This window comes from Lysinibacillus sp. GbtcB16 (genome assembly GCF_019091145.1).
In the GTDB taxonomy this organism is placed as follows: Bacteria; Bacillota; Bacilli; order Bacillales_A; family Planococcaceae; genus Lysinibacillus; species Lysinibacillus fusiformis.
This window is the reverse complement of record NZ_JAGXJV010000001.1, coordinates 1,977,268-1,997,667: the sequence shown is the minus strand read 5'-3', so window position 1 is coordinate 1,997,667 and position 20,400 is coordinate 1,977,268. Positions and strand designations below refer to the sequence as shown.

Below are 20,400 nucleotides of genomic sequence, written 5' to 3'. Positions count from 1 at the left end.
TTCTAGCTCCTATTTCAACACGATTCGCGACTTTATATCGACATATTTTAGAGGATTTATTTGAAATTTGAAAAATGGTTTTATAGTAACATAGGGTGTATAAAGGTGGAGGAGGTTTTATATGCCTAATTTATTGCTAATCCTTTTTTTATTAAACCTATCTATATTTCTTTTACATGAAATGGATGCAATAAGGCGCTCGGAGTGGCGATTATTTATCGTATTAAAAGATATGGAAGATTCAAAGGCTTATCAAGTATTCACAGGGATTCATCTTTTTCTTTATGTCATTATACTTTCCTTACTATTCAGCCCCTATCAAACCATAACGTTTTGGGTTCTGGATATATTCTTTATCATACATACAATCCTACACTTATTATTTGAAAGACATCCTCGAAATGGATTTAAAAACTCGTTTTCAAGAGCTATCATTTATCCGATGGGAATTCTTGCAGCCATCCACTTATTCTTTTTAATAAATGTTTAAAATAAGACGATCCTTTGGTACAAAAGAAAAATGAAAAGCCCTATACTATACGAATGTATAAGGCTTTTCGGCATGAACTAAAATCTAGAAAGTCTGTGTTAATTCCGAATTTACAAACCGTTGGGCAGCAATGATAGTACCAGAAGCTGTGCGTCCATAAACGCTATATATTCCGCCATTTTGATTGGGAACAATTTCAACTTCATACTGTGGCGAACTTCCAACACCTGGCGTTACAAAAGTAGAACCATTTGCAACTGCCGCAAATGGTGTAGTGGACAATAATTGTCTTGAACCATTTAGTCTAAAAACTCTTACTACGCCAGTTAGCAAACCTCCAGTGAGATTAAGAACTTTGACACGAACACTACTTGCATTAGCTGGTTGATTTCCTGTGTTTTCAATAGGACCAGTAGTTAAAGGCATGCATTCACCTCCTTGCAACTATAAAATATATAATCTGCAGATTATATTGATATAATATGTAGCTCCTTGTTACACTCTCTAGTTGTATTCATCATCCCTCTTTGATTAAAAAGTAGATGGGTAAATTAGTAGAAGATTTATCAAACTAATGAAGAGGGAATAGACATAGAAAAAAGCTGATTAGATAGTATGAACTGCCCCATAAAAGTTAGACATCATTCTAACTTTTACGGGGCAGTTCAATTATTCCAATCAGCTTCTATTTTTAGCTTTTTCCGTGTCAACTTTTTTCGTTCTAAGTAGCAATGCTATAAATATAAAACTCGCTACCCAAAAGGAGAAGAATAAATTTTCGAGCAAAGCCCAATTATCATTTATGAAATAGTCCCAAATCATAGTAATTAAAAATAATGTTACAAGGAAAGCGAAATACAATAATTTTCCTAATGTGGTCAACCGAAACACCTCTTATGTAATGATAATGGTGTACTACTCATCACTCAAAGGAGGCTGCGACGGTCAACTAGCGCCACAGCCTTAAATAGTGCGTGCGATACACTCCAACATAGTGTGTGTCATTTATGATTTCTTATACATAAAAAAACTAGCTGTAACGTTGTCACACGCTACAGCCTATAATACATTCACATTCCTCGATTCGGGGAAATAGAGTTAATTTTATTTTTCTGGATAATTCACATGTAATGGTGGTGGAACAAGCCAGCCTTTATTTTTATTCAAGCGTAAAAGTTTAGCACCAAGCTGAGCCTTTGCCGTATGGAATTGACCATACATTAAAGCGATATCTTCTCGTGTAGAAGTACCCATAGCTTGGCTACATGCAACTAATCCAGCAGCAACATCAGCGGTAAGTGCAGCGCTTATTTCTGGATCATTAAACTTTGCGCCCGGAGGAATATCTTCCAATCTTGCTACAGGTCTTTCAGGTGAAGCAGGAGGTAAAGCAATCCCATTTGTTTTTAAAATCTTTTCTAATTGCTTTACTTCTTCTTTACATGTTTCAACGATATCTTCAATGATTTTTTTTAGATCTTCATCTCCAGTGTGATTATAAAACGTTTGATAGCCAGAAATCATACCATAGTCTACAATTAAACTTGACCAAACACTAAATACTTCACCGTAATGCAATGGTTCATCTTTTGGATTTCCACCAAGAATACCCATACTTTCACTTCCTTTTCTGGTTTTCACCTTTTTTTAACCAAAGGTAGTATGGGTGAAAAGGAAAATGGAATACCCAGTTTTAAAAAATTATTTCAGGTGTTAATTTATGTTATACCAATATCCAGCCGACAAGAAGATTTATTGCATTCACTAAAAGAAGCCACAGCGATCGAAATCACTGTAGCTCTTTAAGTAGTGAGACACTACGCTATTTTATTTTGGCTGTTTATTGTCAAATTATACGTAAAATTTATATGGAAAAATAAAGTTAAAAGTATAGAATGTCACCGGAAGGATAAGTTAAAACTTATTGGAGGTGAATGAATTTGTCAAAAGAAAAGCAAAAGAATGAAATAGAGCAAGAGGAAATCGGAATGGAACTGAATACCGAAGAATTAGAAATAAAAGAAAAAAAGAGCAAAAAATATATGGACAGAGATTTAAATTATGGTGGTGACTATAAATTTATTCCGGCAACTTCTATTGGGAGTGGTGTTGGTCTAGAAGTAGTGCCTGATTTATATCAATATACTATTCAAATTGTCAATATTGTGCTTTATGGTGACCCAAATACAAAAGAATTCGTGCTCATTGATGCAGGCATGCCCAAAAGTGCAGAGGAGATAATTTCAGTAGTTGAAGAACGTTTTGGTCTCAATGCTCAGCCTAAAGCGATTATTCTGACGCATGGTCATTTTGATCATGTGGGAGGAATTATCGAACTAATAAAACGATGGAATGTCCCTGTCTATGCCCATGTCTTGGAAATGCCCTATTTAACTGGAACAGAAAGCTATCCAGAAGCTGACCCTGCTGTAAGTAGCGGTTTGGTGGCAAAAATGTCGCCTATTTTTCCAAATGAAGCCATTAATTTAGGGGGGAACATTCAAGCAATTCCTTCGGATGGTAGTGTACCATTTATGCCAGGTTTCCGATGGATTCACACTCCAGGGCATACTCCAGGGCATATATCATTATATCGCGAAAAGGATAAAGTCCTTATAGTGGGAGATGCATTTGTGACTGTCAAACAAGAATCTCTTTATAAAGTTATTACACAGACAAAAGAAATTAGTGGTCCACCAAGATATCTAACAACGAACTGGCATGCTGCTCGAAAGTCTGTTGAAAAATTAGAAGCATTAAAACCCTCTGTTGCGATCACAGGTCATGGATTACCAATGGAAGGTGAAGAATTGGCAAGAGAACTAAAAAAACTTGTAGATCATTTTGAACAAATTGCTCTCCCAAAACAAGGTAAATATCTTAATTAATATTTTTGAATAACGTAGCATTTTCTTGCACATTTAAATAGGTCAGCATGGATTATGTCTTTTATGAATGCTGAAGAAGTGTATGAGGTACAGTTTTACTATACAGAGAATTGGACAATCAGGAACATGGATTAATGGTGTTTTTAAGTAAACGGACTGATAACTAAAATAGATAAAACGGCAAAATCCATTTATTATGTTTGGATTTTTGCCGTTTTTTATTGTATTACCACTTTTTTGAAGTAAACATTTAAAATAATTTTAAATTATTTGCAACCTTTTGTGACCTTTATACGAGGATAGGTTGAAAGGTGGGAAGAGATGGAACTTGAAACAATATATATCACCTATATGAATGATATATATCGCTATTTATATTCACTTACGAAAAATCATAGTGCAGCGGAGGATTTGCTTCAGGACACATTTACAAAAGCGCATATTACCCTTCTTGGTCAAGAAATTCAAGACATCAAACCTTGGCTTTTTAAAGTAGCTTACTATACATATATCGACAGTACACGAAAAGAGAAGCGGTATGTAACTTCCGACAAAATTGATCAAATGCATTCCAATACACCAGAGCAAATCATCGTTGAACAAGATGCTTATTTAAAATTAATCAATCTACTTGAACAAATTAAACCAATCGAAAAGCAAATTATTTTGTTATGTGATGTACATGACTGTACAAATGAGCAAGCTGCAAACATTTTGCAATTAAACGTGAATACGGTGAAAAGTCATTTAGCGCGAGGTCGCAAAAAAATGCGCGTACTCATTACAAGGGAGGAATAAAGGTGGATTCTTATCAACAATTATTACAGCAAGCAAAGAATAGTGAGAAAGGAGATGCACCTTCAACAAATGTGATAAAAAAAGCCATTGCGTCATCTAAGTGGAAGCTGATTGTAACAACGCTGACGATTGCCCTTTTAATCGTTCCCACTTGTTATATGCTCACTTTTTTGTACTATGCCTTTGGTACAAAGTCTACAACCTTAATGGATGTGACAAGTCAGACACTTTATGTAACGGAACCGAATACCACATTGGAGGAACTTGAATTTGATATGGAATTTTCGCTCTTTTCGATGGGATTATCATTTGAGCAATACAAGCAGATCGGTGAAGAAGTCTATCCCGTGAAGCATTATGATACACGCTTTATGTTAAATAATTTAGTGGGAAAGAAGATTACTTCAAAACTGGAAAAATCGTATCCAAAATATCCAACTGAAACGAATCAATGGCTAGTACATCCTAATAATCGAGGAGAATTTAACACAATTGAGGAGCAAAGGAAACTAAAAGGATTACCTAATGAAACCGTTGTAGAAGCGTATCTTTCTTTCAATGATTTATATACAGTAGATCAAGTTATTCAGCAAATGCCAAATGTAGATGTCACCTGGGCAGCGATTTATACAGGAGTAGAAGACACCATGCTAAGTGCAAATGGGAATGTTGTATCGCCTATTGGCTATCCTGTACAACCAGATCAAACAAATTGGTCCCCATTTAAAGGTGCTACTTCTCATGAACAAACGTTTTTATCCATCTTAAATTTTCTAGTTGATTATGAGGAGACGGCTACTGCTGTTTCCGCTCATAAAAATCTGGACCTAAAAGAGAGAATCCATTATTTAAAACAGCATGATATGAAAACATATGGGGTTGTCGTTACAGGACCCAAAACTGAGGTTGAACAGCTACAAAGTTTAACCATGATTAAGCATATGAAACTAGGGGAGGTTAAATTATGGAATTGGGTACGTTAAAGCAAACTATTTTCAATGTTTTTGGCTGGGCTAGCATTAGCATTGGCCTATGGACGCTTATCATGGTTAATAGTTGGATTATCATTGGCTATGGTGCTCCATTTACTAGTAAGAATTTCATTACCTTGACAATCGTTTTTGGGTTCATTGCGATCCTTTCGAGACCCAGTCGTTCTCTAGGCAAGTGGGGAATCTTTATTGGTGGCTATCTTATTTTGTTTATGACGGTTCTATTCTTTGTTGGCTGGTTAATTACCCCATTTCCTTAAGACAAGCAAGTAGGCCATACCTATGGGTTGTGAGTCTTTTAGAACATACTATGTATAGGTAATAAAGTATAGATACTAGTTTTTTATAAGGCGACAGTTAGGATGTCATGTCAGTCTTTGTAATCAAAAATAGCGAAAACAATTGTCAGAAAATATCAATATATTCTATAATGAGTAAAAAAATAGAGAATAAGAGGTGGACTTATGGGTAAACCAGTAGATTACAATCTATATCCGGGTTATCAAAACACACAAGATTCTAGACTAGATGAAAGAAAAGAAGAATATATAGAAGTATTAGAAAAAGCAAAAATAGATGGGTATATACTTGAGTTTGAAAAATCCTCTGAATTACCCCAATAACTATGTTTAAATCTCAATCTAATACAAGGAAGCCAGGCGCTCTGCGGAGTACCTGGTTTTTTACATTTTTAAGCTTTATTTGCCAAGCCATTATAAATAGCGGCTCCTAGACTATGTGCTTGTTCATATTTCATACATATTGTTTTTAATGATGATGACCTAGGTCTAGCTCATAATGGACTTAATGTAAAAGTTACTATAATCTACTAATTAATGCTGATATGGAAAGGGTGGTAAAAATGAGTAAAAATATTATTGTATTTGGAGCAAGTCAGGGGTTAGGTGACGCTTTTGTAAAAGGCTTACCCGTGAAGGGGGATACTGTATGGGTAGTTTCACGTACACGACCTAAAAGCTTAGATATCAATGATGGCGTAAATCGTCAATGGCTTTCTATTGATTTGTCTAGCCAACAACATATACCGTCATTAAAAGAACAATTAAAAGATATCGCTATAGATGTATTAATTTATAATGTTGGGGTTTGGGAAAAGCATGGCTTCGAGGATGATTATTCATTTGATAGAGATGAAGTCGAGGATATTTCAAATTTAATCAATATCAATCTAACGTCCACTATTACATATATTCAGGCACTTTTACCGAATTTAAGACAAGCGAAAAATGGAAAGGTTATTTTAATTGGTTCAACGGCAGGGTTAGACCATACAAACAATGCACAGGTTTCATTTGTCACATCTAAATTCGGTTTACGAGGCATTACAAATGCTTTACGTGAACATTTAAGAGAAGACAGAATTTCTGTCACTTGCATTAATCCTGGGGAGCTAGCAGCAGAAGTCCCTTATGAGGAAGGCGCTGAAAAGGCCATCCAATTATATGAAGGTACACGTATCCCTGTCCAAGATATTGTAGCTATTGTGCAATGTGTGGTTAATTTATCACCCGCTTCATGTGTCAAGGAAATTAATGTCCCGGCCATAACAGATGTAAATGCTTGATATTAGGGTTAGAAGCTAATAACTGTACAGTTTGAATTAAAAAGGGCCACAAAGAGGAATGTGACCCTTTAACGATAAATGGTATTAGTAGTTATGAACATTAGAGGCGAACAATATCATCAGAGAAGTGTTGGATGGTTTTACTATTTCAACATGAAGCTTGAATCGATAATAATTAAACTAAATGCTGATTTAGAGCCATAACCATTACCCTCATCTCCTTCGCCCATTCTCTAATTGTTCATGAATAGAGGGTTATATGAAAATGTGAAAATATTGTTATGGTTGGGGGAAGGGGGAATAGATGTTTAGTCTGATGATTTGGGATGGATAAATGGCTCTAATAGGGCTATCTATCATTATGATTTGTTCCTATATAGGACAAATGAGTAATGGGAGATTAATATAAAACTGAAGCGCCGACAATAATTAATAGAATAAATAGAACAACAACTAGAACGAATGTTGAACCGTAACCGCCGCCGTTATTGCCTCCGTAATAACTCATAAAGTATCCCTCCTTTCTCTCTATATGTATAGTATGTATCGTTATAGGAAGTTTAAAGGTATTTATCCAGACCTATAGAGCTATAAAAAAGAAATTTTATTGTGACAAACGGAGACAAATTGATTGGGTATGGAAAATTGATTGAAAGATATTGAAAAGATATTGATCACATCTAGAGTAGCGGAGCATAGGGAAAAGAGCTTGAGCAGGGAATCATTTGCTAGATGGGGTAAACGATAGTTGAAAGAAAAAATCAATAGAAAAGATTTGATTTAGCCTTTTAATGAAAAAAGTAACCAAAAAAGAAATTCATCTTAGTGGTTACTTGAAAGTTTATGTAAAATGCCCTGTCTTGGTTTTAAGAGAACGAATACGACATAAAGAAGGACAGACAACTCTGTCTCCTGAAATAAAAGCTATCGAGAAGAAATAATTCTCGATGGCTTTTATCAGTTTTGTTCCCTATTTACTTTGTGAATGCCTAAATTGGTAGATGAACAAAAAATAAATAGGGATCTTGGGGAATCGTTTATTTTAGTGATGGTATAGTCAAAGAATTGAGTGATACCCCAAATCCATTCTACAAGCTCCTCACATCAAAACTTTTCAGGCTTGGCTACCTTAAATGATGCCACTTCGCCACAATGTTTACAAAATGACAAAATAAGAGGGGAGCCCGAAGCTATAAAAGAGCCTATAGGTCTGACATTACTATCAGTGGATAATTTCCCATGACCAAGTTGACCAGTTGCAAAAGAATCTTTCCCACAAGCCTTGCAGATTATTTTTCCGTTGTCCATCTCATCACCTCATGATGCAGGATATGTAAATTCGAGCATGAAAAACCACAACATCTTCTAGCTATAAGGGGATCCATAAGAAGAAAGTTAAGGGTAAAAATAATATACTGAAATAAATGTTGGAGTGGCCGAAGACTGCTTCTTTAGGAAATGAATTTTTCCTGCAAACAACTCTTTTACATCCCTTCCACTTATGTAGACTTAGGCAAAAAGGTTGTTGTAGACCCACTCGGGGTGGGGCTGTTATTATAAAAAAGTAGTAAATGGGAGGTAATGAATTGGAAGAAGAAAAATACAATAATCTTAAATTAGGTGAACGTGGTGCCATGATAAGTATTATTGCTTATATAATTTTGTCCGTAGTAAAAGTTGGTATTGGCTACATGAGTGGGTCAGAAGCTTTAAAGGCGGATGGGCTAAATAATACGACTGATATTATTGCCTCAATTGCAGTACTTATAGGTCTGAAGCTTTCACAAAAACCTGCCGATCATGATCATCGATATGGCCATTGGAAAAGTGAAACCATTGCCTCTATGGTAGCCTCGTTTATTATGATGGCAGTAGGTATTCAAGTATTATTTGGTGCGTGTACTTCCATTTTTCAAGGTGGAAAAGAATCACCCGACATTTTCGCAGCGTATGTAGGCCTTGGATCAGCATTAGTCATGTATTTTGTATATCGTTATAATAAAAAATTGGCTGACAAGATAAATAGTAAAGCCGTTATGGCCGCTGCCAAAGATAACTTATCAGATGCCTGGGTAAGTATTGGAACAGCAGTAGGGATATTTGGATCACAATTACATATGCCATGGTTAGATACAGTAACAGCTATTATTGTAGGTTTTTTAATTTGTAAAACCGCTTGGGATATTTTCAAAGAAGCCTCTCATGAACTTTCTGACGGATTTGATGAACAAATTCTTCAAAACTATAAAAATATTATTTTGAAGTTAGATGGTGTCATTGGTATTAAAGAAATTAGAGGCAGAAATTATGGCAACAATGAAGTCATCGATGTTGTCATTCTAGTCAATGCAAATTTAGATATTACAGAGGCTCATGATGTAGCTTGTCATGTTGAAGATAAAATGATTCATGAGCAGGGCGTATATGAAGTTCATGTTCATGTGGAACCCAATGAGGAAAAACTATAAAAAGGATTAGGAACTCAATGATTTTGAGTCCTAATCTTTTTTACTTTGTCAAAAGCTTTTCTCTATTTGTCCATATGTAAGTCATTTCTTTCGAGGGAATGAATGAGTTTGTTTAAATTTATTAGAAATTATTAGTATAATAAACTTACTTTGGAAAATTGATTATAGTAGGAGGATGTCTTCATGCCAATTCATATAGACATAGTAAACAGAAAAGGTGCTAGAAAAGTTAGTGAAATCCCTGAGGAGGTGCTAACGTTATTGAATGAAGGAGAAATAGAGAGTGTTAATTTAACTGAATGGTTGGGGATTAATCATATTACGTTAGTGAAACATGTTTTACCAAAAGTAGGGTTATCTCATCAATTAGAAAATATAGTAGAAGAAATGTTAAAACAGAATGCTGAATCGGGAATGAAAGCTATTCGTTTAACTGGTGAACTATTGAATACAGCTATAGAGCAAGAAAATGACCAAACAAAAGAAGAAATGATTAAACAATTTGCGACGCATCCTTCTGATAGTGTTCGCTGTTGGGCAGCGTTTATGAATAAAAATGGAAGCTCCTCTTTGAAAGAAAAATTAGCTTATATTTATCCATTTGCTGGGGATCATCATTTTGGAGTTAGAGAAATTTCTTGGATGTCTATTAGAGAGGATATAGCGCAACATCTTGATGAAAGTATTGAATTGTTAACCGAATGGGCAAAAGAAGAGGATGAAAATATACGGAGATTTTCCATGGAAGTTATTCGTCCCCGTGGTGTTTGGGCCAAGCATATCGAAGATTTAAAACAGAACCCTAGTAAAGCCCTTCCTATTTTAAACCAACTGAAATCAGATCCATCAAAGTATGTACAAGATTCTGTAGGGAATTGGTTAAATGATGCTAGTAAAACTCAACCTGATTTCGTCATGATGCTTTGTGAAAAATGGAGTAAAGAATCTGATACAAAAGAAACTTCAAAAATTATAAAGAAAGCTAAAAGAACAATAATGAAAATATAGCTCATGCAAAAGCAACAGGTTCTTGCTGTGAACTTGTTGAATAAGGTGGGGAGGGGAAGGAAAATACCATATACTTTCTGATTACATGCTGTTATTTTGTTTCTTCCCCCATTCCATTCCTACTTCGAAAATAAAGACGAGCATAAGAAAGAAGATAACTATTTTTATCGTGAAGGTTTCTGTCCAAAAGCCCAAATAATACATGAACACCATAATAATAGATAAAAGTGTTTTAATCATCTTTAGGGTCATTATGACACCTCCTAATAGTCGGATTACCTTATAATAAAAGGCTTTATAATAGAAATGCTTTTTTTCATAAAACAACAAGTAGCCAAAAGGAAATAAATATCAATGGCTACTTGTAACGTAAAATGATTATTTTTAAATGCTAGGCTGTTTTGAGTAGTTTATAAATCATTGCTTGGTCGTATCATTTAACCGTTAACCCGAGTAGTGAAGCAAACCCGATAGCTTGGTCAGAAGATACTTCACACCCATTCAAACTTTCGAGGGATACTTGAAGTCTTTGAAAGGTACACGTACTAATATCTATCCCCTTTAAAGAGGTTTCAGTAAAATCCACCTCATTAATATCACATTCATGGAATGCCACTTTATTGAATAAGCAATCAAAATAATTCGCTCCTTGTAGGTTGGTGTTATCGAATACTACTTGTTTTAAACGAGCCTCAGGAAAATTGCTTAAGGTTGCCATACAATTTTCAAAAGAAACGTTTCCAAGATTAGCCTCGGAAAAATTCACACCTAATAATTTACAGTTTTTAAAAACCACTCTATGTATAAGGCTTTCCTTTAAGTTTAAATTAGATAAATCACAGTTTTCGAAAATGACATCCGTTACATCCATTTTTTGAAAGGAAGAATTGATGAATGTGACATTTTTAAAAATAACTTTAGATACGATTAACCTCTCAACAGCCTCCTTATCAATGACTGTATCTGCGATCATGCAATTTGATAAAAAAGGTTCTTCCTCGTAAAAAATATCTTGAAAATTGGCTTTTTCTAAATCAGTAGGTATTTTTGGTGATGTAAGTTGGAAATTATGTGACATATAAGCACACCCTTCGAAAGTAGTTAGCACCTATCTTATAGAAAAATAAATAAAATAAAAAGTCTTTCATATAAAGGGAAAGTGTGTGCAAATCTAAATTTCTATCCCATTACTGCATTGAGGTGTTCATTCCAATGATATTGCGAAATAGGGAGGGAGGCTTTAAGTTTTCCGATAGCCAGCGTACATAAATCCATTTGTTGCGGACTTCAGTGTCTTCAGTAGAAGAACATTCTATAGCATATGACAAATACCTATTTGTTGTTCCGCTGAGGAAGCATACGTGTTTCGTGGGTACTGAAAGTCAATGAGTAGGATCCCAAACAGTTCATGAATGGAGGGCATCGGTATCGTTTATTTAGAAATTTCAAATAAATGAATGACCAAAACCACATTAAATGGTAAAGTATAGAAAAAGTGATTGGGGGAATTGTCATATGGAAAAATTGAACAGGGTTGAACTACAGCATTTCTCAAGTGAATATAAGGAAGAGTTAAACTCTTTTGTCCTTACAGAGGAACAAAAACAATTCTCTGCGCTTCCAAGCAATTTTGAGGAAATCAACGAAGGACAGTATCGTATTGTCATTTTAAGTGATCATACACCTGTTGGTTTTTTTCTATTGAATTCAAATGAACGGGTAAAGAAATACTCTACTAATTCGAACGCTTTGTTAATATCGGCACTATCAATTAATCATGCTGAACAAGGTAAAGGTTACGCAAAACAGGGAATGTCATTACTAGTTGAGTTTGTTCAATCAGAATTCCCTCATTGTGATGAGCTTGTCTTAGTTGTAGATAAAGATAATATACCAGCACAAAAGTTATATTTAAAAGTAGGATTTGAAGATACGAATGAGCGATTAACAGGTCGGATTGGCGAAGAAATTATTATGAGACAATTAATAAAATAATACATGCCACAAGTACATAACGACCTACTTTTATGTATGGGGACGGCCATGTACGGCAGTACGACAATGTTCAGTAGCAGAAACAGTAAATTGAAAACAATGAGGAAGTAGCCAAGCAGCTGCTTCTTTTTAATGATGGCTAGATGCAATTTAATAAGCGGAGGTGATGGACTATGACGCGAGAAAGTGTCAATCATTTTATGAACGATCCGTGGTGGCTGATTTCAAAATGTATGTCAGAATCGTTAAATGATGAGTTGAAGAAAGAACTTTCACAACAACATATTCTTTATGGGAAAGAGGCAATAGCGGTGGCTAGAAGAGAAGATAATGATGATGTGATTTTTTGGATTGAAACAATGAATAAATACGCAGTCGTTCATTTAACCTATTCGAAAGAAACCACAAGCGAATATCCTATCACATCATTATATACACGGAGAGAGTTAGAAGAATTCTGTAAGAGTGTTTCAAAGCTTTATTAAATTATTTGACATGAAATTCTATTTTTATAATATTTACAATTATGGTAATATAAACGAGGGTTTGTTCAATGAGTTATAAAAATACCTTTATTAAAATTTCAGAGGATTCGGAAGTCACTTCGGCTGTTACTCCTCTCCCGAGAAACAACAAGCCTACTATAGCTTCAATTGAATTTGATTTAATTAAACATAACCCATACAAATACACTGAGGAAGATGTGCAATTTCAAACGTATTTGATTAAAAATGAAATTGACTCAGATTCATTAGATGAAATCAGAAAAAAGTTTTTCCAAAAGTCTAAAGCTTGTTTTAGAGCCTCACCTTTAGTAAAGACATACGGGTGGGGAATACACTATGACAATGAAGGGAAACTGGCACTATATGATGTTAATAGTGAAGGGTATGAGCAATTTCTCCATTCGGACCAAATCACTTTATTAAATGGTATGCGTTCTAAACGAAGGGGAAAATAACACTCATGAATAAAGTTACTCAGGAAGAACTAGATACGAATTTTTAAATGTATTTCAGAGGCATGGATTATATATTTTAAAGCAAGAATAGCTTTACATGTTTATTTTAAAAATGTATTTCAGGAGGGGGAAAAATTGTTATATATTGCTCTATTAATTGGCATCGTAGTCATTATAATAGCCGATAAGCTTACTCAAGCATTTAAATTATCAAGCACTTGGGGATTGATTAGTCAAATTGTTGCTGCACTTGTTATCATAATGGTTGGCAGTCTTAAGGTGAATTATATTAATCTTAGTAGCCATATCGAATTAGGGTATTTGGCGATTCCTTTTACTTTATTATTTCTTGTAGGCTTTACAAATGTTATAAATATAGAACGTGGACAAAATCCTTTACTATTACTATTGCCATTGGTCTCTTTAGTTTGCTTCTCCATAACAGCCTTCTTTATGGGCCATTCATTTGTTTTAATTATTGGGATTTCTACTTGTTTAGCGATTATGCTTATTCTGCTATATAGCTATTTCACAGGTAACCTCTATATAGGACACACGCTTACTACATCAATAGGTTTTATTATAGCGGTACTTTCAATATCGCTCATTAAACTATTTATTGTCTTCATTTATATTCCGTTATTTACGTTAGCACTACCAATCACTTTATATTATTTTATTAAAAATAAATGTACGGATGTCCAAGCCATTACAATTAGCACTTTAACAGCTGTACTATTTGGTGTATTCATATTCATCATCCCTGCTCATCTATTGTGGTATCCTGTTGTTGGGATAACAATTATTTTGGTCATCATGCAAACTTCACGTAAATTTCGTATCATTTGGTAACATCGTTCGACTTCACTACTATAGGTATGGATGCTTTTTTTACAGAATATCAGTTCTTACATGTGTTAATTTCTCATTTGTAACCATATAATACCATAAGCGCTATTATTAGTGTGAGTGGGGGTGAGGTAAATGAATAGGAAGGCACAAGCTAATTTTATTGATTTAGTAAAAAATACGATGAGTAATAACGGGCAATCTATTGAAGAACGACTTGAAGAAAAGCACAAAGGCTTTGAAAAAGGTTGGAAAATGGATGAAGATGAAGTTGTGTTTTGGGTCAGTCCTACATTAAGACTTAGTGATTATACAGGAAGCATAATGAACGAATTTAGATTCAATCTATTTTTTGACGAAGAAAGTGAAAAGTTTATAGTATCTGGTAACAATGTTAAGTCACGAAGTTTATTATAAATAATCAATTACCAAGTCACATCCAACAATAGATGTGGCTTTTTAATATGTAAGAATTTAAAATTTAAAAGAGAGTGTAAGGTTCATCAATCATTTTATAAATTATCTAAATCGAATATGTACCTATTCAATTATGCTATTTTATGGTGAAAAGGAGAGTTATTATGAAAAGTGGGTTCGAATTTAAAGATTTTCCTAAATTAGATACAGAACGTTTCATTTTAAGAAAAGGCACAATGGATGATCGTAATGATCTTTTTGAGCTTTATGCTAATGAAAATGTGGTTAAGTATCTTCCGTTAAATTTATTTAAATCAGTCGAAGACGCAATGGTTGAAATCAATTGGTATGAAAAAATTTTTAAGGAACAAATCGGTTTAAGATGGGTAATTGAAGAAGCCAAAACGAAAAAAGTGATTGGCACATGTGGCTATTTGAATTATGAAAAAGAACATAACCGTATAGAAATTGGTTATGATTTGAACTCTGCTTATTGGGGTCAGGGTATCATGCAAGAGACTTTAGGCAAGATTATTCATTTTGCCTTTATGTCGATGGAAATCAATAAAATTGAAGCGAAAGTTGAACCTGAAAATAAAGCATCCATCAGATTGCTGGGAAAATTAAATTTTTGCCAAGAGGGTGTTTTAAGACAACATGAATTTGAAAAAGGGAAATATGTTGATCTTGTCCTTTTTTCAATCTTGAAAAGTGAATATATCGAGCTAAATGAAGAGCCACGCTTGTAATGAGCAGTGGCCCAAAATAGTGAAAAAATCTGATACGATCATTATCATTAATAAAATTTCTTAGAATATTTTTTCTAATGAAGTTAAATTTTTTTATTATTCAGGTGGTAATGTATATGTTTTTAGGTGTGTGTGATGAATCAATTTAATTTCAGGTCCGTAAGAAATTTCATAGGTCATACGGTCTTTTCCTATGGGAATATTATGTCCGCCGTCGGTAGGCTCTATTTCAAATGTGATTTCCAATATAAAACCACGAAAACCATTTACTCTTTTTGTTTCAATCACGTCAATTTTCCATGGGGTGACATGAGGTGAAAACTCCTTAGATATCTGTGGATAATAAAAATGAGTCAAATCTTTTTCAATATAAGGAGCAAGCATATTCATAAGCATATCCTGTAGCCTTAGTTCTTCGGAGTCCTCGGTCGATTGAGCGGAAGAATGTTGAAATGAAGGAGTAAGAACAAGGGATAGTATAAAAACAATTAATACCTTTCTCATATTGTTGTTAAGACACCTCTTTACGATTTTATCTAGTTGTATTGTTACCATTCCTAAATAGGACATGTATACAGTATGTGAATGAACCATTGGATTTAATTGGTGAAATTTAATGTGGAGGTTAAAATGATTGATTATTTTGAACGAAAATTACGATTTAAAGATATGGAAATATGGGATATTCGATTGGGGAAAGATATTTATAGGATGTTGATAGTAGATGAAAACCGTGCTTCTGAAATAAAGGATCTGAACTTGCCTCCTCATACAAGGGTATTTGAAGAGGATATAAGAGAGAATCTAATCACGGTGAAGGTATACTCCGAAAAACAAGTAAAAAAAGAACATATAGAGTTAATCAATCAATTTGCTAAACAATTAACGGATCACGTTGCATTAGCTCATTGTAATATCCATCTTACATTTTATACGGGGAAGATAAATGATGATATTTTTGAAAAAATTCCCTTACAGCAATTGCTACATTTCAATCAGGACTAATGCGTGGTGGAAATTAACGGTAAAAGAAAAAAAGGACTGTAGGCAAACTCAACATGCATTGAGTTTGCTACAGCCTGTAAGGATCTTCAAATTGAAGATTCTTTTGCTATTTCTTTGCTTGTTTTTTTGTATGTTGTTTGGTTGTTTCTTAACAAGCTATCTTTATCTAATATGGTTGGCAAGCAAATACCAATAATAATCGTTACGATACCTGCTATTTGCAAAGTTGTAACCGTTTCGCTTAATAAGATAATGGATACCATCACTGCGATTGGTAATTCAACAGCACTTAAAATGGATGACATCCCTAATCCAACTTTCGGAACGGCAATAGTGAATAAGAACACGGGTATAATCATACCAAATAATCCTAATGCCAAACCGTAAACCCAAAGTCCTTCGTTAAACAAAGTCCCATTCCAAATAATTTCTGGAGATTGAAAAACCGCTGTAATCATAAAGGCAAAGAACGAAACAAATACTAAACGGTTAGATGTGGACATACTTGCAGTAGCTTTTCCATTCACATATAAAAATAAGGAATAGCAAAGAGCAGCTGCTAACCCCCATAACCATCCTTGCATAGGGATTTGGGATAAATCAACATCAATTATGCCAGCAGCCGGAATGGTTCCAGCTACCAATATGATTAAAGAGATTAATTCAATTCTACTTGGAAATTGTCGTTTTGTAATACAAGAAATCAACATACCAATCCATGTAAACTGAAACAGTAGTACAACTGCCAACGAAGCGGGCAAAAAGTTTAAAGAATGACCATATAAAATGTTTGTTAATCCAGTTAAAATACCTGCGAATATAAGGATTTTAACGCCTTTAAAGCTCAATTTGGATCTGTTTGTAACTAAGAAGATACATACCGCTATACAAAAGCCTATAAAAAACTGACTTGTCACGGCCTCAGAGACAGAAAACCCACTACGCATGGCGAGTTTTATAATAGTTGAAACGATACCAAAACTACTAGCTGCGATAATGACTAGTAGGGGATAAAGATACATCTTCATTTATCCACTTCCTTCCTAAAACGTTTATATAAATTGAATTTGGTTATGATTTTGAGATTTAGAAAAAAAATCATAATCTCCAATATAAATCACAGATTGCTATTTTACAATCTTTTTTTCGATAATCATGGCTGATGAAAAAGAATTTTTCAGTGGGGGAAAGTAGATTTTTAAAAATAGTAAAAAGGCCAAAACCATATGTATCATGGCTTTGGCTTATCATAGTAACTAAAACAATTTTTAAAAGAGAGTATTGGATTTGCAAGCAAGAGAAAATTAATGGTATTGACACCTCGAAGCTTTTTTTATACAATTGTCCTAATTTTATAAGCAAACGCTCACAAGATCGTGAGTGGCGGAATTTTGTAGAGTTTTCACTCTGTTTCATTCGCTCGTCGTCTATTTATAGACGACGAGATTTTTTATTTTTTGGAGGGATTTTTTGAACAAGTTGAAGTTTTCTTTAGTGGTTTTAATAGGTGCCTGTAGCTATGGGGTCCTATCTTCCATTCTGAAAGTTGGATTTTCAAATGGCTATACTTTTCCTGAACTTTTAGGGGGACAATATGTATTCGGGTGGTTTGGACTATTAATACTCGTTCTTACTTTTTCTCGTCATAAAGTATCCTTAAAAAATATAGTATCACTGTTAGCGGTTGGGACAACGATGAGTTTAACGAGTATTTTTTACGGTTTTTCTGTAAAAGAACTGCCAGCATCTATTGCGATTGTGCTGTTATTTCAATTCACATGGATGGGTGTTCTCATTGAAGCGATTGCTAATAGAACTTTCCCAAGTCGCGAAAAGGTTTTGTCGATCATTATATTATTTATAGGAACGATGTTCGCTGGGGGTATTTTTGAAGGGTTAGGACAACAATTATCTATGAAAGGGATACTCTTTGGACTACTAGCAGCTATAACTTTTTCTTTATATATATTTGCTAGTGGACGTGTTTCTACCGAAGTACCGATCTATTCAAAAAGCTTTCTTATGACAACGAGTGCAACACTTTTTGTTTGCATAATGTTCCCACCAACATACTTGATAGATGGTACATTGCAGGCTGGATTATGGAAATATGCACTAATCCTAGGTTTCTTTGGTGTCGTTATACCAGTTATTTGTTTTTCTATTGGTATCCCAAAAGTAGGGACGGGTTTAGGAACAATCTTAGGAGCTGTCGAGCTACCAACAGCCGTTATCGCTTCAATTACACTTGTTCATGAGGTCGTGTCTCCTCTGCAATGGCTAGGAATTGTATGTATTTTATTGGGGATTTTCATACCTCAAATGTTAAATGTACGAAAAGAGAGGCAAATAGCCCGTTTTGGTCATGAAACCACAGAATATTAGATTACAATCTAATATTCTCGATCAATCTAAATATAAAACGTAGTTTGCTTAAATAGAAGCTTTCATCTTAGGATGAAGGCTTTTTTATATGGTAAGAAGAAAGAACGTATTGTTTTAATAGCTTTTTATTGGTAATTAATGATGGAAATAACTATATAATTATAAAAAGGGGGATGAATGTTATATATGTATCTAAAAAAATAGGAATAGTGAGTTGGATTGTTACCATTTTATATTTTGTGATAGAGCCGATTTTTATTATGACTTCACTTGTACCTTATAACATGATGCAACAAGCTATGAGTGATTTAGGAGTAACTACATGTGGGAGGTATACTTACGCAATCGCGCCACATGAAATTTGTTCGCCGTATCATTTTTGGATGAATGTATTGTTTATTATAAATGGTTTATCATTTTCAGTTGGCATATTGTATCTATCCCAATACTTAGAAAAGAATTTAATCAATAAATTAGCAACAGTATGTATTCTTATTTTTGCACTAGGAAATAGTGTATCTGGTGTTATACCAGCAGATGTTCATTTATTTGGGCATTCGATTTTAGCTCAAATAGGTATGATAACTGTTTTAATAGGAATGGGGATCTATGCAAAAACATTGGTTAAAGGTAAACATTGGACTTATTCAAACTTAATGGTACTGATAGCTTTACTTATCCTTATTGGTCTTTTATTTTTCCTCCCTTTGCCAGCAGGTTTATTACAAAGACTTTATTATGGAGTAATTTTCGTGTGGGGTATGGGACTAACAATTATATTACGCTCATCAGAAATAAAACCAGGTACTCAATGACTTGAGCCTGGTAATTTTTTTATCTAAACGTAACAAGAGACTCTTGTGAAGAGAATAAAAGAACGTTACATAGCAATAAAAAAAGCTGCTTAATCTGACTAGAGATTAAACAGCACATGGATATTGTAAATATAAAACATAAAAAGGAAAAAGTCAACAAATCCTCGGAAAATATAGCATCAACCAAAATAACTTTTTCGGAATTTACTTATATAGTTTCTTCCATAAAAATCACCTTATAGCAGATGACGATACTGATTTGGCTTTAAGTTCTCCTTGAATTAAAGCAACGCCAATCCCATACACAATCGAAATAGCTAAAGGTACAAGAGTGAAAGCATAGTCAACAAAGAAACCACCTAAGATAAGGGCCGAAAAACAGGTTCCTAAAGTAACAAATAAATAGGCTTTACTTTTATAAATCCATATGTATGGAAGAAAATGAGAGCCAGCAAGTAAACCAATTGTGAAGGGAAGGTATTCAGGTATTTTCATATACACGATGATAAATACAGGTATATAAAAAGCTTGAGGAGCTGCCACTATTCCTCCTAAAATTCCTAAAGGATTGTCTGTAGAGTTTAAACTGACGCCGAGAATTTTACCAATGAACATGCCAATAGGGAAAATAGCGCCCAAACCAAATATCCAAATTAAACGGACAGCTTCTATGGGAAGAACAAAATACATGAGGGTGAACATTAAAAAGACTAGGACGCCAGATAATAAAATGGGGAATCCTTTTTTCGTTTCAGCTATAAGCTCATTTTGTAAATTTACAAGAGTTTTACTCATAAATGTACCACCTTTCATAAAATGGGGAGAAGATATTATAGTATAACAGTTCACTAATGAATTTACCTTAATTATCTCAAAAATGGTATATTTTTCTGATGATTTAGCAGAGGATATAGGGAAAAGGCAATGGAGGGAAAACGTAAAAAATCATTCAAATGAAGGGGTAGCCAGCATCACATTCGTCAGTTGTTTTTCCA

28 protein-coding genes are annotated in these 20,400 nt (G+C 34.1%); 19 read left to right on the top strand and 9 right to left on the bottom strand.

Going from position 1 to position 20,400, the window contains the following annotated elements; all coding sequences use genetic code 11:
- The first annotated feature begins 121 nt into the window (after positions 1-121).
- A complete protein-coding gene (locus KVT27_RS10140) occupies positions 122-490 on the top strand; it encodes a DUF6713 family protein (protein ID WP_036148716.1) in 369 nt (122 codons plus the stop codon).
- 84 nt (positions 491-574) lie between these two features.
- Here KVT27_RS10140 and KVT27_RS10135 read toward each other — a convergent pair whose 3' ends face one another.
- Together KVT27_RS10135 and KVT27_RS10130 are read right to left on the bottom strand one after the other, a co-directional pair.
- A complete protein-coding gene (locus tag KVT27_RS10135; RefSeq protein WP_036148714.1) occupies positions 575-916 on the bottom strand; it encodes a hypothetical protein in 342 nt (113 codons plus the stop codon).
- A 678-nt stretch (positions 917-1,594) separates the two neighbouring features.
- Positions 1,595-2,104, bottom strand: coding sequence for a DUF3231 family protein (locus KVT27_RS10130; RefSeq protein WP_217581250.1), 510 nt, complete (start codon positions 2,102-2,104; stop codon positions 1,595-1,597).
- A 428-nt stretch (positions 2,105-2,532) separates the two neighbouring features.
- On the opposite strand from KVT27_RS10130, the gene KVT27_RS10125 reads away from it, so the two are divergent.
- The 6 genes from KVT27_RS10125 to KVT27_RS10100 all read left to right on the top strand — a co-directional run bounded on the left by KVT27_RS10125 (position 2,533) and on the right by KVT27_RS10100 (position 6,753).
- Positions 2,533-3,378, top strand: a complete 846-nt coding sequence (locus KVT27_RS10125) for an MBL fold metallo-hydrolase (RefSeq protein ID WP_150907453.1) — start codon at positions 2,533-2,535, stop codon at positions 3,376-3,378.
- A gap of 321 nt (positions 3,379-3,699) precedes the next feature.
- Entirely contained in the window at positions 3,700-4,176 is a 477-nt protein-coding gene (locus tag KVT27_RS10120; RefSeq protein ID WP_036126451.1) for a sigma-70 family RNA polymerase sigma factor, read from the top strand.
- Between the two features lie 2 nt (positions 4,177-4,178).
- Positions 4,179-5,159 (top strand): anti-sigma factor, encoded by a 981-nt coding sequence (locus KVT27_RS27250; RefSeq protein WP_217581249.1) that lies wholly within the window; start codon positions 4,179-4,181, stop codon positions 5,157-5,159.
- Positions 5,141-5,428: a hypothetical protein gene (locus KVT27_RS10110; protein WP_031417863.1), complete on the top strand. Its 288-nt coding sequence runs from the start codon at positions 5,141-5,143 to the stop codon at positions 5,426-5,428. The genes KVT27_RS27250 and KVT27_RS10110 overlap by 19 nt, the downstream gene beginning before the upstream one ends.
- A 204-nt stretch (positions 5,429-5,632) precedes the next feature.
- Complete coding sequence (locus KVT27_RS10105) at positions 5,633-5,791, top strand: hypothetical protein (protein WP_008177317.1); 159 nt, start codon at positions 5,633-5,635, stop codon at positions 5,789-5,791.
- A gap of 239 nt (positions 5,792-6,030) precedes the next feature.
- The gene (locus tag KVT27_RS10100) at positions 6,031-6,753 is read left to right on the top strand and encodes an SDR family NAD(P)-dependent oxidoreductase (protein WP_217581248.1); all 723 of its coding nucleotides are present in this window, start codon (positions 6,031-6,033) and stop codon (positions 6,751-6,753) included.
- Between the two features lie 400 nt (positions 6,754-7,153).
- Here KVT27_RS10100 and KVT27_RS10095 read toward each other — a convergent pair whose 3' ends face one another.
- Positions 7,154-7,261 carry a YjcZ family sporulation protein gene (locus tag KVT27_RS10095; RefSeq protein ID WP_080695207.1) on the bottom strand — a complete coding sequence of 36 codons (108 nt, stop codon included), beginning with the start codon at positions 7,259-7,261 and terminating at the stop codon, positions 7,154-7,156.
- A 283-nt stretch (positions 7,262-7,544) separates the two neighbouring features.
- Between KVT27_RS10095 and KVT27_RS10090 the strand changes: the two genes are divergently transcribed.
- A complete protein-coding gene (locus KVT27_RS10090) occupies positions 7,545-7,694 on the top strand; it encodes a hypothetical protein (protein WP_217581247.1) in 150 nt (49 codons plus the stop codon).
- A 163-nt stretch (positions 7,695-7,857) separates the two neighbouring features.
- On the opposite strand, the gene KVT27_RS10085 is transcribed toward KVT27_RS10090, so the two are convergent.
- Positions 7,858-8,061, bottom strand: coding sequence for a hypothetical protein (locus KVT27_RS10085; RefSeq protein ID WP_217581246.1), 204 nt, complete (start codon positions 8,059-8,061; stop codon positions 7,858-7,860).
- Between the two features lie 278 nt (positions 8,062-8,339).
- On the opposite strand from KVT27_RS10085, the gene KVT27_RS10080 reads away from it, so the two are divergent.
- Both KVT27_RS10080 and KVT27_RS10075 read left to right on the top strand, forming a co-directional pair.
- Positions 8,340-9,221: a cation diffusion facilitator family transporter gene (locus tag KVT27_RS10080; protein WP_036126441.1), complete on the top strand. Its 882-nt coding sequence runs from the start codon at positions 8,340-8,342 to the stop codon at positions 9,219-9,221.
- Between the two features lie 183 nt (positions 9,222-9,404).
- The gene (locus KVT27_RS10075) at positions 9,405-10,229 is read left to right on the top strand and encodes a DNA alkylation repair protein (RefSeq protein WP_036148708.1); all 825 of its coding nucleotides are present in this window, start codon (positions 9,405-9,407) and stop codon (positions 10,227-10,229) included.
- A gap of 81 nt (positions 10,230-10,310) precedes the next feature.
- Here the strand turns inward: KVT27_RS10075 and KVT27_RS10070 are convergent, their stop codons facing one another.
- Together KVT27_RS10070 and KVT27_RS10065 are read right to left on the bottom strand one after the other, a co-directional pair.
- Positions 10,311-10,481: a hypothetical protein gene (locus KVT27_RS10070; protein ID WP_191967684.1), complete on the bottom strand. Its 171-nt coding sequence runs from the start codon at positions 10,479-10,481 to the stop codon at positions 10,311-10,313.
- Between the two features lie 181 nt (positions 10,482-10,662).
- A complete protein-coding gene (locus tag KVT27_RS10065) occupies positions 10,663-11,307 on the bottom strand; it encodes a pentapeptide repeat-containing protein (protein WP_150907304.1) in 645 nt (214 codons plus the stop codon).
- A 437-nt stretch (positions 11,308-11,744) separates the two neighbouring features.
- Here KVT27_RS10065 and KVT27_RS10060 point away from each other — a divergent pair, with 437 nt between their 5' ends.
- From KVT27_RS10060 to KVT27_RS10035, 6 genes are all read left to right on the top strand, one after another.
- The gene (locus KVT27_RS10060) at positions 11,745-12,224 is read left to right on the top strand and encodes a GNAT family N-acetyltransferase (RefSeq protein ID WP_036126437.1); all 480 of its coding nucleotides are present in this window, start codon (positions 11,745-11,747) and stop codon (positions 12,222-12,224) included.
- 173 nt (positions 12,225-12,397) lie between these two features.
- Positions 12,398-12,709 carry a hypothetical protein gene (locus tag KVT27_RS10055; RefSeq protein ID WP_036126435.1) on the top strand — a complete coding sequence of 104 codons (312 nt, stop codon included), beginning with the start codon at positions 12,398-12,400 and terminating at the stop codon, positions 12,707-12,709.
- Positions 12,710-12,777: 68 nt separating this feature from the next.
- A complete protein-coding gene (locus KVT27_RS10050) occupies positions 12,778-13,185 on the top strand; it encodes a DUF6157 family protein (RefSeq protein ID WP_036126432.1) in 408 nt (135 codons plus the stop codon).
- A gap of 135 nt (positions 13,186-13,320) precedes the next feature.
- Complete coding sequence (locus tag KVT27_RS10045; protein WP_036149565.1) at positions 13,321-14,037, top strand: MraY family glycosyltransferase; 717 nt, start codon at positions 13,321-13,323, stop codon at positions 14,035-14,037.
- 132 nt (positions 14,038-14,169) lie between these two features.
- Positions 14,170-14,451, top strand: coding sequence for a hypothetical protein (locus KVT27_RS10040; RefSeq protein WP_217581245.1), 282 nt, complete (start codon positions 14,170-14,172; stop codon positions 14,449-14,451).
- Positions 14,452-14,615: 164 nt separating this feature from the next.
- Positions 14,616-15,200, top strand: coding sequence for a GNAT family N-acetyltransferase (locus tag KVT27_RS10035; RefSeq protein WP_217581244.1), 585 nt, complete (start codon positions 14,616-14,618; stop codon positions 15,198-15,200).
- A 96-nt stretch (positions 15,201-15,296) separates the two neighbouring features.
- Here the strand turns inward: KVT27_RS10035 and KVT27_RS10030 are convergent, their stop codons facing one another.
- Positions 15,297-15,704 carry a DUF3888 domain-containing protein gene (locus tag KVT27_RS10030; RefSeq protein WP_217581243.1) on the bottom strand — a complete coding sequence of 136 codons (408 nt, stop codon included), beginning with the start codon at positions 15,702-15,704 and terminating at the stop codon, positions 15,297-15,299.
- 126 nt (positions 15,705-15,830) lie between these two features.
- Between KVT27_RS10030 and KVT27_RS10025 the strand changes: the two genes are divergently transcribed.
- Positions 15,831-16,205, top strand: coding sequence for a hypothetical protein (locus tag KVT27_RS10025; protein ID WP_217581242.1), 375 nt, complete (start codon positions 15,831-15,833; stop codon positions 16,203-16,205).
- A gap of 86 nt (positions 16,206-16,291) precedes the next feature.
- On the opposite strand, the gene KVT27_RS10020 is transcribed toward KVT27_RS10025, so the two are convergent.
- Entirely contained in the window at positions 16,292-17,227 is a 936-nt protein-coding gene (locus KVT27_RS10020; protein ID WP_036149563.1) for an EamA family transporter, read from the bottom strand.
- A gap of 448 nt (positions 17,228-17,675) precedes the next feature.
- Between KVT27_RS10020 and KVT27_RS10015 the strand changes: the two genes are divergently transcribed.
- Together KVT27_RS10015 and KVT27_RS10010 are read left to right on the top strand one after the other, a co-directional pair.
- Positions 17,676-18,590 carry an EamA family transporter gene (locus KVT27_RS10015; RefSeq protein ID WP_217581241.1) on the top strand — a complete coding sequence of 305 codons (915 nt, stop codon included), beginning with the start codon at positions 17,676-17,678 and terminating at the stop codon, positions 18,588-18,590.
- Positions 18,591-18,763: 173 nt separating this feature from the next.
- Positions 18,764-19,405, top strand: coding sequence for a DUF998 domain-containing protein (locus KVT27_RS10010; RefSeq protein ID WP_254636088.1), 642 nt, complete (start codon positions 18,764-18,766; stop codon positions 19,403-19,405).
- 231 nt (positions 19,406-19,636) lie between these two features.
- Here KVT27_RS10010 and KVT27_RS10005 read toward each other — a convergent pair whose 3' ends face one another.
- Positions 19,637-20,218, bottom strand: a complete 582-nt coding sequence (locus KVT27_RS10005) for a DUF7010 family protein (protein WP_254636087.1) — start codon at positions 20,216-20,218, stop codon at positions 19,637-19,639.
- Between the last annotated feature and the right edge of the window lie 182 nt (positions 20,219-20,400).

Excerpts from the sequence above, each read along its gene's own strand:
- KVT27_RS10140 (WP_036148716.1), top strand. The coding sequence starts at position 122 with ATGCCTAATTTATTGCTAATCCTTTTTTTATTAAACCTATCTATATTT.
- KVT27_RS10135 (WP_036148714.1), bottom strand. The coding sequence starts at position 916 with ATGCCTTTAACTACTGGTCCTATTGAAAACACAGGAAATCAACCAGCT.
- KVT27_RS10130 (WP_217581250.1), bottom strand. The coding sequence starts at position 2,104 with ATGGGTATTCTTGGTGGAAATCCAAAAGATGAACCATTGCATTACGGT.
- KVT27_RS10125 (WP_150907453.1), top strand. The coding sequence starts at position 2,533 with ATGGACAGAGATTTAAATTATGGTGGTGACTATAAATTTATTCCGGCA.
- KVT27_RS10120 (WP_036126451.1), top strand. The coding sequence starts at position 3,700 with ATGGAACTTGAAACAATATATATCACCTATATGAATGATATATATCGC.
- KVT27_RS10110 (WP_031417863.1), top strand. The coding sequence starts at position 5,141 with ATGGAATTGGGTACGTTAAAGCAAACTATTTTCAATGTTTTTGGCTGG.
- KVT27_RS10105 (WP_008177317.1), top strand. The coding sequence starts at position 5,633 with ATGGGTAAACCAGTAGATTACAATCTATATCCGGGTTATCAAAACACA.
- KVT27_RS10100 (WP_217581248.1), top strand. The coding sequence starts at position 6,031 with ATGAGTAAAAATATTATTGTATTTGGAGCAAGTCAGGGGTTAGGTGAC.
- KVT27_RS10095 (WP_080695207.1), bottom strand. The coding sequence starts at position 7,261 with ATGAGTTATTACGGAGGCAATAACGGCGGCGGTTACGGTTCAACATTC.
- KVT27_RS10090 (WP_217581247.1), top strand. The coding sequence starts at position 7,545 with ATGAAAAAAGTAACCAAAAAAGAAATTCATCTTAGTGGTTACTTGAAA.
- KVT27_RS10085 (WP_217581246.1), bottom strand. The coding sequence starts at position 8,061 with ATGGACAACGGAAAAATAATCTGCAAGGCTTGTGGGAAAGATTCTTTT.
- KVT27_RS10075 (WP_036148708.1), top strand. The coding sequence starts at position 9,405 with ATGCCAATTCATATAGACATAGTAAACAGAAAAGGTGCTAGAAAAGTT.
- KVT27_RS10070 (WP_191967684.1), bottom strand. The coding sequence starts at position 10,481 with ATGACCCTAAAGATGATTAAAACACTTTTATCTATTATTATGGTGTTC.
- KVT27_RS10065 (WP_150907304.1), bottom strand. The coding sequence starts at position 11,307 with ATGTCACATAATTTCCAACTTACATCACCAAAAATACCTACTGATTTA.
- KVT27_RS10060 (WP_036126437.1), top strand. The coding sequence starts at position 11,745 with ATGGAAAAATTGAACAGGGTTGAACTACAGCATTTCTCAAGTGAATAT.
- KVT27_RS10055 (WP_036126435.1), top strand. The coding sequence starts at position 12,398 with ATGACGCGAGAAAGTGTCAATCATTTTATGAACGATCCGTGGTGGCTG.
- KVT27_RS10050 (WP_036126432.1), top strand. The coding sequence starts at position 12,778 with ATGAGTTATAAAAATACCTTTATTAAAATTTCAGAGGATTCGGAAGTC.
- KVT27_RS10040 (WP_217581245.1), top strand. The coding sequence starts at position 14,170 with ATGAATAGGAAGGCACAAGCTAATTTTATTGATTTAGTAAAAAATACG.
- KVT27_RS10035 (WP_217581244.1), top strand. The coding sequence starts at position 14,616 with ATGAAAAGTGGGTTCGAATTTAAAGATTTTCCTAAATTAGATACAGAA.
- KVT27_RS10030 (WP_217581243.1), bottom strand. The coding sequence starts at position 15,704 with ATGAGAAAGGTATTAATTGTTTTTATACTATCCCTTGTTCTTACTCCT.
- KVT27_RS10025 (WP_217581242.1), top strand. The coding sequence starts at position 15,831 with ATGATTGATTATTTTGAACGAAAATTACGATTTAAAGATATGGAAATA.
- KVT27_RS10020 (WP_036149563.1), bottom strand. The coding sequence starts at position 17,227 with ATGTATCTTTATCCCCTACTAGTCATTATCGCAGCTAGTAGTTTTGGT.
- KVT27_RS10010 (WP_254636088.1), top strand. The coding sequence starts at position 18,764 with ATGAATGTTATATATGTATCTAAAAAAATAGGAATAGTGAGTTGGATT.
- KVT27_RS10005 (WP_254636087.1), bottom strand. The coding sequence starts at position 20,218 with ATGAAAGGTGGTACATTTATGAGTAAAACTCTTGTAAATTTACAAAAT.